The 15,855-nt window shown below is 71.8% G+C and carries 13 protein-coding genes; 7 read left to right on the top strand and 6 right to left on the bottom strand.

Annotation, left to right across the window (positions count from 1 at the left end; genetic code table 11):
* Positions 1–68: 68 nt before the first annotated feature.
* Both O7597_RS28590 and O7597_RS28585 read right to left on the bottom strand, forming a co-directional pair.
* On the bottom strand, positions 69–1,091 hold the full coding sequence (locus O7597_RS28590) for an iron chelate uptake ABC transporter family permease subunit (RefSeq protein WP_281581281.1): 1,023 nt from the start codon (positions 1,089–1,091) through the stop codon (positions 69–71).
* Positions 1,088–2,062: an iron chelate uptake ABC transporter family permease subunit gene (locus tag O7597_RS28585; protein WP_269742764.1), complete on the bottom strand. Its 975-nt coding sequence runs from the start codon at positions 2,060–2,062 to the stop codon at positions 1,088–1,090. Before O7597_RS28585 ends, O7597_RS28590 begins: the two co-directional genes overlap by 4 nt.
* Before the next feature lie 204 nt (positions 2,063–2,266).
* On the opposite strand from O7597_RS28585, the gene O7597_RS28580 reads away from it, so the two are divergent.
* From O7597_RS28580 to O7597_RS28555, 6 genes are all read left to right on the top strand, one after another.
* Positions 2,267–3,295, top strand: a complete 1,029-nt coding sequence (locus tag O7597_RS28580) for an ABC transporter substrate-binding protein (protein WP_269741792.1) — start codon at positions 2,267–2,269, stop codon at positions 3,293–3,295.
* A gap of 145 nt (positions 3,296–3,440) precedes the next feature.
* The gene (locus tag O7597_RS28575) at positions 3,441–4,985 is read left to right on the top strand and encodes an aspartate aminotransferase family protein (RefSeq protein WP_281581280.1); all 1,545 of its coding nucleotides are present in this window, start codon (positions 3,441–3,443) and stop codon (positions 4,983–4,985) included.
* 35 nt (positions 4,986–5,020) lie between these two features.
* Positions 5,021–6,301 carry a SidA/IucD/PvdA family monooxygenase gene (locus O7597_RS28570; protein ID WP_281581279.1) on the top strand — a complete coding sequence of 427 codons (1,281 nt, stop codon included), beginning with the start codon at positions 5,021–5,023 and terminating at the stop codon, positions 6,299–6,301.
* Entirely contained in the window at positions 6,298–6,909 is a 612-nt protein-coding gene (locus O7597_RS28565) for a GNAT family N-acetyltransferase (protein WP_281581278.1), read from the top strand. Before O7597_RS28570 ends, O7597_RS28565 begins: the two co-directional genes overlap by 4 nt.
* Positions 6,896–8,698 (top strand): IucA/IucC family siderophore biosynthesis protein, encoded by a 1,803-nt coding sequence (locus O7597_RS28560; protein ID WP_269741788.1) that lies wholly within the window; start codon positions 6,896–6,898, stop codon positions 8,696–8,698. The genes O7597_RS28565 and O7597_RS28560 overlap by 14 nt, the downstream gene beginning before the upstream one ends.
* Positions 8,699–8,783: 85 nt before the next feature.
* Positions 8,784–8,939 carry a hypothetical protein gene (locus O7597_RS28555; RefSeq protein WP_210828710.1) on the top strand — a complete coding sequence of 52 codons (156 nt, stop codon included), beginning with the start codon at positions 8,784–8,786 and terminating at the stop codon, positions 8,937–8,939.
* 96 nt (positions 8,940–9,035) lie between these two features.
* Here O7597_RS28555 and O7597_RS28550 read toward each other — a convergent pair whose 3' ends face one another.
* Together O7597_RS28550 and O7597_RS28545 are read right to left on the bottom strand one after the other, a co-directional pair.
* Positions 9,036–10,073 (bottom strand): aminoglycoside phosphotransferase family protein, encoded by a 1,038-nt coding sequence (locus tag O7597_RS28550; protein WP_269741787.1) that lies wholly within the window; start codon positions 10,071–10,073, stop codon positions 9,036–9,038.
* Between the two features lie 181 nt (positions 10,074–10,254).
* Positions 10,255–11,466 (bottom strand): hypothetical protein, encoded by a 1,212-nt coding sequence (locus O7597_RS28545; protein WP_269741786.1) that lies wholly within the window; start codon positions 11,464–11,466, stop codon positions 10,255–10,257.
* A gap of 130 nt (positions 11,467–11,596) precedes the next feature.
* On the opposite strand from O7597_RS28545, the gene O7597_RS28540 reads away from it, so the two are divergent.
* Positions 11,597–13,303: an NAD-binding protein gene (locus O7597_RS28540; RefSeq protein WP_269741785.1), complete on the top strand. Its 1,707-nt coding sequence runs from the start codon at positions 11,597–11,599 to the stop codon at positions 13,301–13,303.
* A gap of 27 nt (positions 13,304–13,330) precedes the next feature.
* Here O7597_RS28540 and O7597_RS28535 read toward each other — a convergent pair whose 3' ends face one another.
* Entirely contained in the window at positions 13,331–14,197 is an 867-nt protein-coding gene (locus O7597_RS28535; protein WP_269741784.1) for an aminoglycoside phosphotransferase family protein, read from the bottom strand.
* 32 nt (positions 14,198–14,229) lie between these two features.
* The gene (locus O7597_RS28530; protein WP_281581277.1) at positions 14,230–15,759 is read right to left on the bottom strand and encodes an alpha-N-arabinofuranosidase; all 1,530 of its coding nucleotides are present in this window, start codon (positions 15,757–15,759) and stop codon (positions 14,230–14,232) included.
* Positions 15,760–15,855 lie beyond the last annotated feature (96 nt).

Here is a 15,855-nt window from a genome sequence, read left to right as displayed (position 1 = left end):
TCCGTTCTGAGGGGTGGTGGTCAGGACCGATCCGCTGGTCCGGCCCGGTCCGGCGGACTGCCCGGCGGTCACAGCCGGCCCGCCCGGCGCTCGGTGGCCAGCAGCCACACCAGGTAGCCGCCGCCGATCACGCCGGTCACCACGCCGACCGGTAGTTGGCCGGGCAGTGCGCGCAGCGCGACCTGGTCGGCGAGGACGGTGATCAGCGCGCCGACGACCGCCGCCGGTAGCAGGGTGACCCCGGGCGCCCGGGTGAGTCGTCGGGCCAGGTGCGGGGCGGTGAGCGCGACGAACGGCACGGGTCCGGCGGCGGCCGCGGACAGCGCCACCAGCAGCACCGCCCCGGCGAGCAGCAGCATCCGCAGCCGGTGCACGCTGACTCCCAGCCCGCTGGCGGCGTCGTCGCCCAACTCGGTCATCCGCAGCGCCGGTGCGCAGGCCAGCAGGGCCGGCAGCAGCACCGTGAGAGCGACCAGCAGCGGTGCGGCGTCGGACCAGCCGCGACCGTCGAGGCTGCCGGTGAGCCAGAGCATCGCCCGGGAGGCGCTCATCAGCGGTACCCGGGTCATCAGGTAGCCGTTGACGCCGGTGAGGATGGCCGACATGCCGATGCCGACCAGGACCAGCCGGTAGCCGTGCACGCCGCGCCGCCAGGCGATCAGGTAGATGAGCAGGCCGGTGACCACTCCGCCGAGGGCCGCGGAACCGGCGAGGGCGGCACTGCTGCCGCCGACGGCGACCACGACGAGCGCGCCGGTGGCCGCGCCCTGGGTGAAACCGAGCACGTCCGGGCTGCCCAGCGGGTTACGGACCAGCGCCTGGAACACCGCTCCGGCCAGGCCGAGCGCGGCGCCCACGGCCAGGCCGGTGACCAACCGGGGCAGCCGCAGCTGGGTGACGATGAACTCCTCGGCGGGGGTGCCGCCACCGGTCAGCGTGCGCAACACGTCGGTCGGCGACATCGGGTACTCGCCGTGCCCGATGGCCAGTACGCCGACGCCGACGGTGAGCAGCAGGCAGACCGTGCCGACGGCGAGGACGCGGGGACGCAGCCGGACCGAGAGCCGGGCGGGCGTCCGGATCACGATCATCGGACCGTCCTCGTCCGGAGCACCAGCGCCAGGAACAGCGGACCGCCGACCACCGCGGTGATCAGCCCGACCTGGAGTTCACCGGGGCGGCCGAGGACTCGCCCCAGCACGTCGGAGCCGAGCAGCAGCACCGGGGCGAGCAGCGCGCAGTAGGGCAGCAGCCAGCGCAGGTCGGGGCCGGTGAGGGCGCGGACCAGGTGCGGCACGAGCAGACCGACGAAGACGATCGGTCCGCACGCGGCGGTGGCGGCCCCGCAGAGCAGGGTGATGGCGATGATCACACCGGCCCGGGCCACGGCCGGTCGGGCACCCAGGGCCTGCGCGGCGTCGTCACCGAGGGCGAGCGCGTTGAGCGGACGGGCGGCGGCCAGCGCGACCAGCAGCCCGACCGCGATGAACGGCAGCACCCGCAGCACCGTGCCGGTGTCGGCGCTGGCCAGTGAGCCGACGGTCCAGAAACGCAGCCGTTCCAGGCCGGCCGCGTCGAGCAGCATCACCGCGCTGACGTAGGAGTACAGGGCCGCGTTGAGCGCCGCGCCGGCCAACGCCAACCGGGCCGGGGTGGCGGCGCGACCGCCGCCGACGGCGTACACCCCGACGGTGACGGCGGCGGCACCGAGCAGGGCGAACCACACCTGACCGGTGCCGCCGCCGAGGCCGAACAGGGCGGTGGCGGTGGCGATGGCGGCGGCGGCCCCGGCGTTGATGCCGAGCAGTCCGGGGTCGGCGAGCGGATTGCGGGTGAGGGCCTGCATCGCCGCGCCGGCCACGCCGAGCGCGGCACCGGCCAGCAGACCGAGCAGCGTACGGGGCAGCCGCAGCTGTCGGACGACGGTGTACTCGGCGGCGTCGCGGTCGGTCAGGGCGTGCCAGACCTCGGACGCCGGGATCGGCTTGGCGCCGACGGCGATGCTCAGCACCACGACCGCGAGCAGGGCCAGCACGGCTACGAGCAGACCGCCGGTCCGCAGGGCGGTACGGCGGTGCCGAGGTGCCGTGGTCGACCGGGTCGGCTTCTCGCGGGGTGGCGACTCGATGACGGACAGGGTGAACTCCAGTGTGGGGCGAAACGCCGTCGGGGGCTTGACAGGAGCCGAGTGTAGGCAGGAAGTTAGGTTAGGTTAGCCTAACCCCGGCTGTCCATGGTCCGAGACCCTGATCGAAAGACGACACGCATGTCTGAGCACCACTCCGTCCGTCGCCTCTCCCGCCGGGGGCTGCTCGCCGTCGGCGGCGCCGCCATGGCCGCCGCGCTCGTCGGTTGCGGCCGTGACGACACCTCCGGCACCGACACCGACAACGGCTCCGGGCCCTGGTCGTTCACCGACGACCGCCCCGAGACGGTGACCGCCGACGCCCGGCCCGACCGGGTGGTCGCCTTCACCGGCTCCGCCGCCGCGCTCGTCGACTTCGGACTCGGAAGCGAGATCGTCGGGGTCTTCGGTGAGACCAGGAAGGCCGACGGCAGCGTCGAGCCGCAGGCCGGCGACCTGGACGTGGAGAGCGTCGAGATCCTCGGCAACGTCTGGGGCGAGTTCAGCGTCGAGAAGTACGCCGCCCTGCGCCCGGAGCTGCTGGTCACCCACATGTACGACCCGGGTGCCTACTGGTACGTCCCGGACGAGAGCAAGGACAAGATCCTGCCGCTGGCGCCGGTGGTGACCATCACCACCGCCCGGGTGCCGATGACCAAGCCGATCGAGCGGTACGCCCAGCTCGCCGAGTCCCTCGGCGCCGACCTGTCGGCGCCGAAGGTCACCGACGCCAAGGCGCGGTTCGAGGCCGCGGCCGAGGCGGTACGCCAGGCCGTCGCGGCCAACCCGGGCATCAAGGTGATGGCCGCCTCGGGCAGCCCCGACCTGTTCTACGTCTCCAACCCCAAGGTCAGCACCGACCTGATGTACTTCGCCGAACTCGGCGTCGACATCGTGGTGCCGACCAAGCTGGAATCCGGTGACTACTTCGAGGCGCTCAGCTGGGAGAACGCCGGAAAGTTCGCCGCCGACCTGATCCTGCTCGACAACCGCGGCACCGCCCTGCAACCCACCGACCTGGCCGCCAAGCCCACCTGGAAGCAGCTGCCCGCCGTGCAGGCCGGGCAGGTCACGCCGTGGGACGCGGTGCCACGCTTCTCGTACGCCGGCGCGGCGCCGCTGCTGGAGAACCTCGCCAAGGCGATCCAGGGCGCCAGGAAACTGACCTGACACCGGCGGGCCGGCCGGTCGCGGTCCCGCACCGCACCGGCCGCCCCGCCACCGCCTGCCAGACCCGATCCGCCCGCCGCCCACCTGTCGTGCGGCAGGTTCCGGCTGCCCGAAAACCGAACCGCCGAGCGTGGAGGACACGTCCATGACCCTGCCGGTGCACACCGCCGAGGCAACGCCGACCCGCCCGCGACCCGGCCACACACCAGCCCGGGCCCACCTGCTCAGCGACGACACGGTCGAGCAGTACCGCCGGGCGGTGGCCGCCGGCACCGACCGGGTGGCCCGCCGGATCGCCGACGCCACCGGACCTTTCACCGGCGTACGCCCGGACGAACTCGCCCCCCAGGTCGAGGCGATCGACCTGGACCGGCCGCTGGGCGACACCACCGCCGCACTCGACGAACTGGAGGACGTCTACCTGCGCGACGCCGTCTGGTTCCACCACCCCCGGTACCTGGCCCACCTCAACTGCCCGGTGGTCATTCCGGCACTGCTCGGCGAGGCGGTCCTCAGCGCGGTCAACTCCTCGATGGACACCTGGGACCAGAGCGCCGGCGGCACCCTGATCGAGCGCCGGCTCGTCGAGTGGACCGCCGACCGGATCGGCCTCGGTCCGACCGCCGACGGGGTCTTCACCAGCGGCGGTACCCAGTCGAACCTGCACGCCCTGTTGCTGGCCCGGGAGGAGGCGCTGGCCGCCGCGACCCCCGCCGACCGGCGGATCCTGCTACCCCAGCTGCGGATCATCGCCTCGGCGGCCGGTCATTTCAGCGTGCAGAAGGCGGCCAAGCTGCTCGGCCTGGCGCCGGACGCGGTCGTGGTGGTGGAGACCGGCCCCGACCGGCGGATGCGTCCGGGCGCGGTCCGGCACGAGATCGCCCGTTGCCGGCGGGCCGGCCTGACCGTCATGGCGGTGGTGGCCACCGCCGGCACCACCGACTTCGGCACGATCGACCCGCTCGACGAGATCGCCGAGGTGTGCGCCACGGCCGGGGTGTGGCTGCACGTCGACGCCGCGTACGGCTGCGGGTTGCTGGTCTCGCCGACCCGCCGGCACCTGCTCGACGGCATCGAGCGCGCCGACTCGGTGACCGTCGACTACCACAAGTCCTTCTTCCAGCCGGTCAGCTCCAGCGCCCTGGTGGTCCGTGACCGGCGGACCCTGCGGCACGCCACCTGGCACGCCGACTACCTCAACCCGGCCCGGACGGTCGCCCAGCGCATCCCCAACCAGGTCGACAAGAGCCTGCAGACCACCCGCCGGTTCGACGCGCTCAAGCTCTGGTTGACCCTGCGGGTGATGGGGCCCGACGCGGTCGGTGAACTCTTCGACGAGGTCTGCGACCGGGCCGCGCAGGCGTGGGAGCTGGTCGCCGCCGACCCGCGCTTCGAGGTGCTGACCCGTTCGCAGCTGAGCACCGTGGTGTTCCGTTGGCGACCCAGCGGGCCGGGCCCGGACCTGACCGACGCGGCCAACCTGCGCGCCCGCGAGGCGTTGGCCGCCTCCGGCCTCGGCGTGGTCGCCGGCACCAAGGTCGACGGCCGCCAGTACCTCAAGTTCACCGTGCTCAACCCGGCCACCACTGTCGCCGACGTCGCCTACGTGCTTGACCTGATCGCCGAGCACGCCGGGCGCTACCTGCACGAACACGTGCCCGCCGCCGACCTGACCTGCCCGGTCGGCTGACCATGCCAGCTGCCAACCCGAGCCTGGAGGGCCGGATGCGAAGCTACGACTTCATCGGGATCGGCCTCGGGCCGTACAACCTCGGCCTGGCCTGCCTGACCGCACCCATCGCCGAACTCGACGGGCTGTTCCTGGAGGCCCGCGACGACGTCTCCTGGCACCCCGGCATGCTGCTGGAGTCGTCCCGGTTGCAGACGCCGTTCCTGGCCGATCTGGTCACTCTCGCCGACCCCACCTCGCCCTTCTCCTTCCTGAGCTACCTCAAGGAGATCGGCCGGCTCTACCCCTTCTACATCCGGGAGAACTTCTTCCCGCTGCGGGTGGAGTACGACGCGTACTGCCGTTGGGCCGCCGCCAAGCTGCCCAACCTGCGCTTCGGTCACCAGGTCACCGCCGTCGAGTACGACCCGACCGACGACCGCTACGTGGTGACCGCCACCGTCGACGGTGCCGTCGTGACCCACCGGGCCCGGCATCTGGTGCTCGGCACCGGCACTCCGCCGCACCTGCCGGACGCCTGCGCCGGCCTGACCTCCGACGCGGTGCACAACTCCCGGTACCTGGCGCACCGGGACGCGTTGCGGGCCAAGCGGAGCATCACCGTCGTCGGCAGCGGGCAGAGCGCCGCCGAGATCTACCACGACCTGCTCGGCGACATCGGCACCCACGGTTACCAGTTGAACTGGGTGACCCGCTCGCCGCGCTTCTTCCCGCTGGAGTACACGAAGCTCACGCTGGAGATGACCTCGCCGGACTACGTGGACTACTTCCACGCGCTGCCGGAGCCCACCCGGTACCGGCTGGAGGCCGAGCAGAAGGGGTTGTTCAAGGGCATCTCCGCCGACCTGGTCAATGACATCTACGACCTGCTCTACGCCTGCAGCGTCGACGGCCCGGTGAACACCCGGCTGCTCACCAACACCGAGCTGACCGGGGTGACATACGACGAGAGCGCCGGATCGCACACCCTTCGGCTGCGCCACGTCGAGCAGGGGCGGGACTTCACCCTGGACACCGAGGGGCTGGTGCTGGCCACCGGCTACCGGTACGAGATGCCCGCGTTCCTGGAGCCGATCCGGCACCGGCTGCGCTTCGACGACCATGGTCGGCTCGACGTCGCCCGCAACTACAGTGTGGACTCCACCGGGCGCGGCGTGTTCCTGCAGAACGGTGGCACCCACACCCACAGCGTCACTTCGCCCGACCTCGGCATGGGTCCGTACCGCAACAGCTGGATCATCCGGGAACTGCTCGGCCGCGAGCCGTACCCCATCGAGAAGTCGATCACCTTCCAGGACTTCGGGGTGCCGGGGTGACCCAGCTCGTCCACGTCCGCCACGATCGGCGACTCGGCGAGTTCGCCCTGCGTGCGATCGACGTGGCCGCCGACGCGCCGCTGCTGCACCGGTGGGTGACCCATCCCAAGGCGGCGTTCTGGCTGATGCAGGACGCCGACCTCGACGCGGTGGCCGCCGAGTACCGCCGCATCGCCGAGCACCCGCACCACGAGGCGCACCTCGGGCTGTGGCGCGGCGAGCCGGCCTTCCTCGCCGAACGGTACGACCCGGCGCACGTCGAGCTGGTCGGCCTGCACGACGCGCGGCCCGGCGACGTCGGGATGCACTTCCTCTGCGCACCCACCGACACCCCGGTGTCCGGGTTCACCCGGGCCGTCATCACCACCGTGCTGGCCTGGCTCTTCGCCGACCCCGCCACCGAACGGGTGGTGGTCGAGCCGGACGTGCGTAACACCGCCGTGCAGGCGCTCAACGCGGCGGTCGGCTTCGAGGTGGTCGGACCGGTCACCAAGCCGGAGAAGACCGCCCTGCTGAGCATCTGCACCCGGCAGGGATTCCGCGCCGCCACCGACGTGACCGCGGCGGCCGGCACCGAGACGAAGGAGCATCACCGTGACCACGCCTGACCCGGTCGCCCACCTGCGCCCGGAGACCTGGGAGCGGGCCAACCGCCTGCTGGTGCGCAAGGCGCTGGCCGAATTCAGCCACGAGCGGCTGCTCACCCCCGAGCCGGAGGGCTCGGCCGCCGACTCCACCGGCCGTCGCTGGTACGCCGTCACCGCCGCCTCCGGCGCGGTCCGCTACCGGTTTGCGGCCCGGGTGATGACCCTGGAGCACTGGGACATCGACCCGGAGAGCATCAGCCGGCACCGGGACGGTGAGTCGCTGCCGCTGGACGCGGTCGACTTCTGCCTCGACCTGCGTGACGCGCTCGGCCTCACCGACCGGATCCTGCCGGTCTACCTCGAGGAGATCACGTCCACCCTCGCCGGCCTGGCGTACAAGCTGGACCGGGCGCTGCCCGGCGCGGCGAAGCTGGTGGCGGCCGACTTCCAGACCATCGAGACCTCGATGACCGAGGGCCATCCCTGCTTCGTGGCCAACAACGGGCGGCTCGGCTTCGGCGTCGACGAGTACCACCGGTACGCCCCCGAGGCGGCCCACCCGGTCCGGCTGATCTGGCTCGCCGCCCACCGCGACCACGCCACCTTCACCAGCTCGGCGGACCTGGACCGGGAGACGCTGCTGCGCACCGAACTGGGCGAGGCGACCCTCGCCCGGTTCGCCGCCACCATGACCGGACTGGGCCTCGACCTCGCCGACCACCACCTCATCCCGGTGCACCCGTGGCAGTGGTGGAACAAGCTGTCGGTCACCTTCGCCGGCGAGGTGGCGCGGCGCCGGCTGGTCTGCCTCGGCGAGGGCCCCGACGAGTACCTCGCCCAGCAGTCCATCCGCACCTTCTTCAACGTCAGCCACCCCGAGCGGCACTACGTCAAGACCGCGCTGTCCGTGCTGAACATGGGCTTCATGCGGGGCCTGTCGGCCGCGTACATGGAGGCCACCCCGGCCATCAACGACTGGCTGGCCGACCTGATCGACGGCGACGAGGTGTTCCGGGCCACCGGGCTGACGATCATCCGGGAGCGGGCCGCGGTCGGCTACCGGCACCGCCAGTACGAGGCCGCCACCGACCGCTACTCCCCGTACCGGAAGATGCTCGCCGCGCTGTGGCGGGAGAGCCCGGTACCCGACCTGGCCGAGGGCCGGCGACTGGCCACCATGGCGTCGTTGCTGCACGTCGACGCCGACGGCCGGTCGTTCGCCGCCGAGCTGATCGCCGCCTCCGGGCTGGCGCCGGCGCAGTGGCTGCGCCGCTACCTGACCGCCTACCTGACCCCGCTGCTGCACGCCTTCTACGCCTACGACCTGGCGTTCATGCCGCACGGCGAGAACGTCATCCTGGTGCTGCGCGACGGCGTCGTCGAGCGCGCGATCTTCAAGGACATCGCCGAGGAGATCGTGGTGATGGGAGCCGAGGCGCAACTGCCGCCGGCGGTCGAGCGGATCCGCGCCGACATCCCGGAGGACATGAAGCTGCTGTCGATCTTCACGGACGTCTTCGACTGCTTCTTCCGGTTCCTCGGCGCGACCCTCGCCGGCCAGGGCGTCCTCGGCGAGGAGGAGTTCTGGCGCACCGTGGCCGACTGCGCCACCGAGTACGCCGGCCGGGTACCGCACCTGGCCGACCGGCTGGCCCGCTACGACCTGTTCGCCCCGCAGTTCGCGCTGTCCTGCCTCAACCGGCTGCAACTGCGCGACAACCAGCAGATGGTCGACCTGTCCGACCCGTCGGCGGCCCTGCAACTGGTCGGCGCCCTGACCAATCCGCTCGCCCGGTTCGCACCGTCCTGACCCTCGGCGAACCCCGGTGGCCGCGAACGAGGCACCGCATCACGACAAGCGTCGACCGACGTCAAGATCGAGCTAGGCTGTGGAAATGGCATCCATCGTGCAGCGGATCATGTCGTTCCTCAACAGCCCCAAGGGCCGCCAGGTTGTTGATCGGGGACGGCGCGAGTTGGCGAAACCTGGCAATCAGGAGAAGCTCCGGCGGCTCATTGCAAGGGGAAAGGGCAGCGGTCGCCGGCCCTGAACGGGCAGCGCGCCCCTGACTCGATGACCCTGGAATATCCGGGCCGCCACACCTGGCCGACCTTTCGCCGCGCCCTGCGACTGGTCGGTTCGGTGCTCACCGCGCGGCCAGCTCGGTGAGGTCGCGGTCGAGCAGCTCGGCCAGCAGGGCGTGCCGGCCGGGGTCGTTGTCCGGCGTGATGCCCCGGCTGGGCATCTCCACGGTCATCAGCAGGTGCAGGTGCATCCGGTACAGCGCGAGGCGGCGGCGGACCCCGTCGTCGAAGACCAGTGGCAGCCCGGTGGCCTCGGCGTACCCGCGCAGGAACGGGTGCGTGGGTTCGTCCTCGGCACGGCGGAACAGCAGCGGCGAGACCAGGTCGAGCAGCGGATCACCGTAGAGGAACCGCTCGCCGTCGACCAGGCCACACATCCGGTACGCGCCGTCGGCGTCCCGGTCGGCGAGGACGTTTCCGTCCCAGCAGTCGAAGTGCAGCAGCGCCGGCCGGCGTACCGTGTCGAGCACCTCGCCGTGCCGGGCCACCAGGGCGCGCAGCCGCTGCGGCGGCACCGGCAACGCCACCTGCCAGTCGGCCGCGTCGGCGAGCAGGTCGTCGATGATCGCGGTGAACGCGGCCGTCCAGGTCGGTCCGCCGGTGCGGCCGGCGTCGTAGCCGAACCGCTCGCCGGTGATCCGGTGCAGGGCGGCAGTCGCCGCACCCAGGTTGGCGCGGACCGGCCCGTCGTCACCGTCCAGGTCGGGCAGTGACCGGCCGGGCAGTCGGCCGGTGACCAGCCACTCGCCGAGCCGCCGGTCCCGGCCGTGGTGCAGCACCGGCGGCACCGGCACCCGCGGTGCCCGCTCGGCGACCAGCCGGAAGTAGCGGGCCTCGGCGGCGATCAGGTCGGTCTCGTAGCGCAGCAGCCGCGCGGTGGGCGGCGGGGCGACCTTCAGCACCACGTCCCGGTGACCTGGTGGCGTGCGGCCCGCTCCCGGGCGCGCGCGGTCGAGACGGACCCACCACACCGCGGCGAAGCCACCACCGGACAGCGGCCCGCAGTCGGTCACCCGCCGGTCCGGCCCGAACGAGGACCGGACGAGGTCGACCACGTCGTCGGGGGAGAGGACCCGTTGCGTTGGACTGACCGGCGCCACCCGGACAGCGTAGGGGGCGCTCCGCGCGCTGTCCGTCCCGTGCCCGTCGGCCGCACCGGGGGTGCGGCCGGCGGCCGGTACGGGTCAGCCGTCGGTCACCACCCCGGTCAGCACCACCTCCGGCACCGGCCCGTCGACGGGGTTGTGGACCTGTAGCTGTCCGAACCACTCCGGGTCGACGTCAGTGGCGTGCTCCGGTCGACGCGTCCGGCACGTACTCGAGCACCACCCCCCGCAGGTAGCGCGGGGTGGTGGGGAGATCCGCCGCGCCCACCGCGAACATCAGGGGGTGGCCCGGGGTCCCGGCGATCCCGTGCAGGCTCAGGCCGACCGCGTCCGGCGGCTGCGGCGCCGCAACGCCGGCCCACCCGCCCGTCCGGTACGTGACAAGCGAAGCGCTCGGTGCCGACGAGTTGTCGATCAGCCACGGCTGTCCGGCGGGTTCGGTGACCACGTCGGGCATCGCGCCACCCGGCGCGTACCTGAGCAGTTCGAACGATCCGCCGCCCCCGCGCACGGCCAACCCACCGTCGCCGACCGCCCACAGCTCGCTGGAGGATCGACCCGCCAGCGCTCGGAACGAGGACTCGTCGTTGTTGACGCCCACCTGGACCGTACGCCAGCCCGAGCCGTTCCAGTGGAAGAGCAACGGGCCCTTGAAGTCCTGCCACGCGCCGTTGCCGGCGGCCCAGACGTCATTCGGCCCGATGGCCTTGATCGTGGTGACGGTGCAGAAGTTCGGCATTCCGCCGAAGGACGTGCCGCCGGTGCGGCACTCGGCGGGCGGTTGGTGTGACCGCCAGGATCGTCCGTCCCACTGCTTGATGATCACATTGCTGCCGTCGTTGCCCACCAACCAGGTCTGTTCGCCGAGGACGGCAAGTCCGGTGATCAGTGCCCGGGTCTCGCCGTCGCCCCGCGCGAACGGCACCTCGCGCCAGGCACTCCCGTCGTAGTGCAGGACGTGCGTCACCTGCTCCTGCGGGGAGGCGGCGGCCGTGCTGCCGACCGCCCAGACATTCGACGGCGAGTCGGCCGCGACGAGGTCGAGCCGGCCGTGCCAGGAGATCGCCGGCACGGCCGCCCGCGTCCAGTTCGTTCCGTCCCACCGAAGGACCAACGGGGTACCGGTGTCGTCCGGCTGGTCCGGCGAGTAGGCCTCGCTACCGACGGCCCACGCGTGGCTCGCGTCCACCGACACCACGTCCCACAGCACGCTTGTGGGCCCGGCCAGTTCCGGCAGCGTGGCCAGCCGCCAACCCGGTGCCGGCGCGTCGGCGGCGACGGCGTCGGGTGGTCCGTCGGAGGGGTCCGAGGTGCTCGTGTCCGCCGCTCCGCCGGTGCAACCCGACACCAGCAGGACGGCGGCCGTCGCCACGACAATCTTGCGCATGGCCCTGATGATCGCACCGCCAATCCATGCACGCGACCACGTCTGTCCCATGCGTGCGACGTGCGGCGGCTGCCGGGTTCCGCGATGTGTCTAGCGCCTGGCCTGGCGGGTGGTCGATACGCTCGGCGGCGTGTTGGTCCCGGAGTCCGGATCGCCGGTTCAGCCGGAGCCGGAAGAGCCACGTCGCTTCGTCATCTGCGGCGACGACAGCCTGGCCTACCGGCTCGCCGACGAACTCACCAACCGGCACGGCGGTCGGGTCACGGTGATCCTGCGGTCCCGGACATCCCGGTACGGTCGACGCATCGCCCGGCTGCCCGGCGTCCGGTTCATCGTGGCGGAGCGACCGGATGCCGACGCCTACCAGACGGCCGGGCTGGGCGCGGCCGACGCGTTGGCCCTGGTCGACCGCAATGACGTGGCGAACATCGAGGCCGCGCTCCAGGCCCACGACCTGCACCCGACGCTGCGGATCGTGGTGCGGATGTTCAACACCGGACTGAGCCGAGGGCTCGACCAACTGCCCTACTGCACCGTTCTGTCCGACGGGGCGCTGGCCGCGCCGGCCTTCGTCTCCGCCGCCGTCGGCCAGGCCACTCCTCGGCACGGCCTACGCGACGGCACGATGTTCGTCGCCGGACGCGACGAGGTGCGTGAGCACGAGGTGGTCTGTGGCCTGGCGATCAGCCGGCACGGCGACGAGGTCGAGGTACTGCCGGCCCGCCAGCACGAGGCCGACCTGGTGCTCGCCGCCGTGGCACCCTGGCGGCCGGAGACGTCCCGCCGCCGTCCGATGACCCACGGCTACCCGCTCGGAACGATCGCGGGCCGGGTCTGGCGCCGGATCCGCGTCGTCCTGGGCGTCTTCCTCGGACTGCTGCTCGTCGCTGCGGCCGTGCTCGCCCTGAGTCGTCCGGCGACCACCTGGTCCCAGGCCTTTTTCGAGGCGGTCCTGGCTACCTTGGGTGGCGCGGACGTCGAGCCGACCGCCACCGGGGTGGAGAAGGTGACGCTGGTTGTCCTCACCATCGCCAGCATCGCCCTGATTCCGCTGCTCACCGGCGCCGTGGTGGACGCAGTGATCAAGGTACGACTGGAGGTGGCGGACGGTTCCCTGCCGAGACGGGCCAGCGGACACGTCATCGTGGTCGGGCTGGGCGGGGTCGGCAGCCACGTGGTCGAAGGTCTGCACGCCCTCGGGGTCGACGTGATCGCCATCGACCGCTCGGCGGACGCGCGCGGTGTGTCGGCTGTGCGGGAACTGCGGATTCCGCTGATCGTCGGGGACGCGAGTCGCCGAGAGACGCTGCTAGCTGCTTCGCTGGCGACCAGCCGCGCACTTGTCGTACTCACTGCGGACGATGTGACGAATCTGGAGACCGCGCTGGTCGGCCGCGCCGTTCGGGCCGATCTGCGGGTGGTGCTGCGGCTCTTCGACGGCGACTTCGCCGACCAGGTGCAGCGCGCCTTCGACCTCACCATCTCCCGCAGTGTCAGCTATCTCGCGGTGCCGTCGTTCGTCGCGCGGATGCTGGGTCACGAACTGGAGGCGATTCCCGTCGCCCGGCGGGTGTTGCTGGTCGCCGAGACGACGGTCGGCGAGCGCTCGTTGCTGGCCCGGATGACCGTCGGTGATCTGCGTCGGCCGGGCGAGGCATGGTTGCTGCGGTTGACGAACCTCGTCGGCAGTCAGCTACCGGCGACCGTCGCGGACGGACGGCGGTTGCGTCCCGGAGAGAAGATCACGGTGGTGGCGACCCGGGCCGGGCTGGCCCGGCTGATGGCGGAGGCGGCGGCCCGCCCCGACGCGCTCCGGCACATCGTGCCGCACGAGTGATCCCGGCGATCATGATGCGACTCCCGGTCAGGGGCGGTGTACGCCCGGGACGTCGCGCAGCGCCTCGGCGATCATGCGGTGGCCCTGGGCCTCGAACGCCTCGTCGCCCACCCGGTACGCCCATGCCGCGGTGCCGATCGCCTCGCGGATCCGGGTGCGGTGCCACGCGTGCGGCTCACGGGGGTCGGGCCCGTACCCGTCGAGGAAGGCTGCCTCGAGCCTCGGATCACCACGGAACTCCCGGGCGGCCAGCCGACCGAAGTCCGTGTACGCGGGACGCAACGCGGCGCGACCGAAATCGATCACACCGAGCACGCCGTCGTGGACCAGCCAGTTCCGGGGCTGCCAGTCACCGTGGGTGGGCACCAGGGACGCCGACGGGGTCGGCCAGGAGGTGATTTCGGCGCGTAGCCGCCGTACGGTGGGCGCGGCGATCCGATGTGGTCGGCGCAGCCAGGCCAGGGCCTTCTCGTTCTCGCGTCGCTCGTGGTCGTCGTCGGTGACGACGAGTTGGGCGTGCAGCAGCGCCAGCAACTCGCCGGCCTGCCGGTAGAGGCGAGGATCGTCGGCGTGCTCGCTGCCGAGCACCAACCGGCCGGGCAGGTAGCGGGTGACGAGCAGCTTCGCGTCGGCGTCGCCGTGTACGAGGATCGGCGCGCGGCCCCCATCGGTCCAGGGCCGCAACCAGTTGGCGTGGGCGTCCAGTTCGCGCCGGATGCCGTGGTCGTCCCCGGCGCTTGCCTTGACGATGAATCGCGCACCCGCGCAGGTCACCTCGAGGACCGTGGTGGCCACCAACCCCCAGCTGTGATCGGCCTCGACGCTCGCCCCGGGAAGCCACCGCGCCAGCAGCGTCTGCTGCTGGCGGGTCAGCTTCCCGAGCGCCGAGGTCACCGCGGGAGGATACAAGCCGACCGTGGGTACGGTCAGGACTCGCCGGACCCGGTTGCCTGCGGGATCGTCAGCGCGGTCCAGGACACGGGCGGCAGCTCGACGGTGAGCAGGCCGTCGGAGAGCCGCGCGGTGTCGTTGTTGCGCAGCCCGACCCGGTGCGGGTCGCGCAGGTCGTTGGCGGCGCGCACGTCGGTGTCCCAGACGCCCCGGGCCGAGACCGCACCGGTCGGCCGGAAGGCGCGCAGGTCGATCGTCACCGTCGTCGTCTCGCTGAGGTGCCGGTTCTGCAGGAACACCGACAGCCCGGTGCCGTCGCTGGTCGCCGCGGCGGCCACCACCGGCACCGAGCCGAAGGTCGCGGTGGTCGTCTCGTCGGCGTCGGCCAGCACCCGCAGCGCGTCGCCCCGGGCGGCGTGCGAGGTCACCGAGAACGGGAAGAACGTCGTCTGCCGCCAGGCTGGGCCGCCGGGCTCGGTCATGATCGGTGCGATCACGTTCACGAGCTGCGCGAGGTTCGCCGAGGTGACCCGGTCGGCGTGGTTGAGCAGGGAGATCAGCAGACCGCCGAGGACGACGGCGTCCGCGACGGTGTAGCGGTCCTCGAGCAGGCGTGGTGCGACCGGCCACTCGTCGATGGTGAAGGTACGTGCCTTCTCCTGCCACCGGCTCATGTACCAGATGTTCCACTCGTCGAACGCGAGATCCACCCGCTTGGCCGACCGTTTGACCGTGCGTACGTGGTCGACGGTCGCGACCACCGACTCGATGTAGGTGTCCATGTCGACCCCGGAGGCGAGGAAGCTCGCGAGATCACCGTCGTGTTCCTGGTAGTAGGCGTGGCAGGAGATGTAGTCGACGTCGTCGTAGGCGTGACTCAGCACGACGCGTTCCCACTCACCGAAGGTCGGCATGCCGCGGCCGGACGAGCCGCAGGCGACCAGCTCCAGGTTCTGATCCACCTGGCGCATCGCCTTGGCCGTCATCGACGCGAGCTTGCCGTAGTCGGTGGCGTCGCGGTGGCCGAGCTGCCAGGGACCGTCCATCTCGTTGCCGAGGCACCACATGGCGATGCCGAACGGCTTCTCCCGACCGTTGGCGGCCCGTTGCTCGGCACGGGCGGTTCCGGCCGGCAGGTTCGTGTACTCCAGCAGCTCGACGGCCTCCTTAGGGCCCCGGGTGCCGAGGTTCACGGCCAACATCAGTTCGCTGCCCACCAGGTCGAGCCAGTGCTGGAACTCGTGCAGGCCGACCTGGTTGGTCTCGGTGGAGTGCCAGGCGAGGTCGAGCCGACGCGGTCGCTCGGCCACCGGCCCGACCCCGTCCTCCCAGTTGTAGCCGGAGACGAAGTTGCCGCCCGGGTACCGGACCGTGCTGACGCCCAGTTCCTTGACCAGCTCGATGACGTCACGTCGGAATCCGTCCGGCCCGGCGCTCGGATGCCCGGGCTCGTGGATCCCGTCGTAGATGTGGCGACCGAGGTGCTCGACGAAACCGCCGAAGAGCCGGCGACGGACCGGCCCGATGGTGAACGCCGGGTTGATGGTGAGGTGCGCGCGGGGCATGAGACTCCTTACCGATGATCACCCACGATAACGTTTTCGGTGCCGGCGGACGAGCCCTCGGCAGGTCGTCGACGTCGCGCGGTGCCCACCGTCGGC

The organism is Verrucosispora sp. WMMC514, from assembly GCF_027497295.1.
Taxonomy (GTDB): domain Bacteria; phylum Actinomycetota; class Actinomycetes; order Mycobacteriales; family Micromonosporaceae; genus Micromonospora; species Micromonospora palythoicola.
The sequence above is the reverse complement of the archived record's forward strand: the minus strand, read 5'-3'. Positions and strand labels throughout refer to the sequence as shown.

Bases quoted from the DNA above. Each gene is read 5' to 3' on its own strand.
- O7597_RS28590 (WP_281581281.1), bottom strand. From the start codon at position 1,091: ATGATCGTGATCCGGACGCCCGCCCGGCTCTCGGTCCGGCTGCGTCCC.
- O7597_RS28580 (WP_269741792.1), top strand. From the start codon at position 2,267: ATGTCTGAGCACCACTCCGTCCGTCGCCTCTCCCGCCGGGGGCTGCTC.
- O7597_RS28575 (WP_281581280.1), top strand. From the start codon at position 3,441: ATGACCCTGCCGGTGCACACCGCCGAGGCAACGCCGACCCGCCCGCGA.
- O7597_RS28570 (WP_281581279.1), top strand. From the start codon at position 5,021: ATGCGAAGCTACGACTTCATCGGGATCGGCCTCGGGCCGTACAACCTC.
- O7597_RS28555 (WP_210828710.1), top strand. From the start codon at position 8,784: ATGGCATCCATCGTGCAGCGGATCATGTCGTTCCTCAACAGCCCCAAG.
- O7597_RS28545 (WP_269741786.1), bottom strand. From the start codon at position 11,466: ATGCGCAAGATTGTCGTGGCGACGGCCGCCGTCCTGCTGGTGTCGGGT.
- O7597_RS28530 (WP_281581277.1), bottom strand. From the start codon at position 15,759: ATGCCCCGCGCGCACCTCACCATCAACCCGGCGTTCACCATCGGGCCG.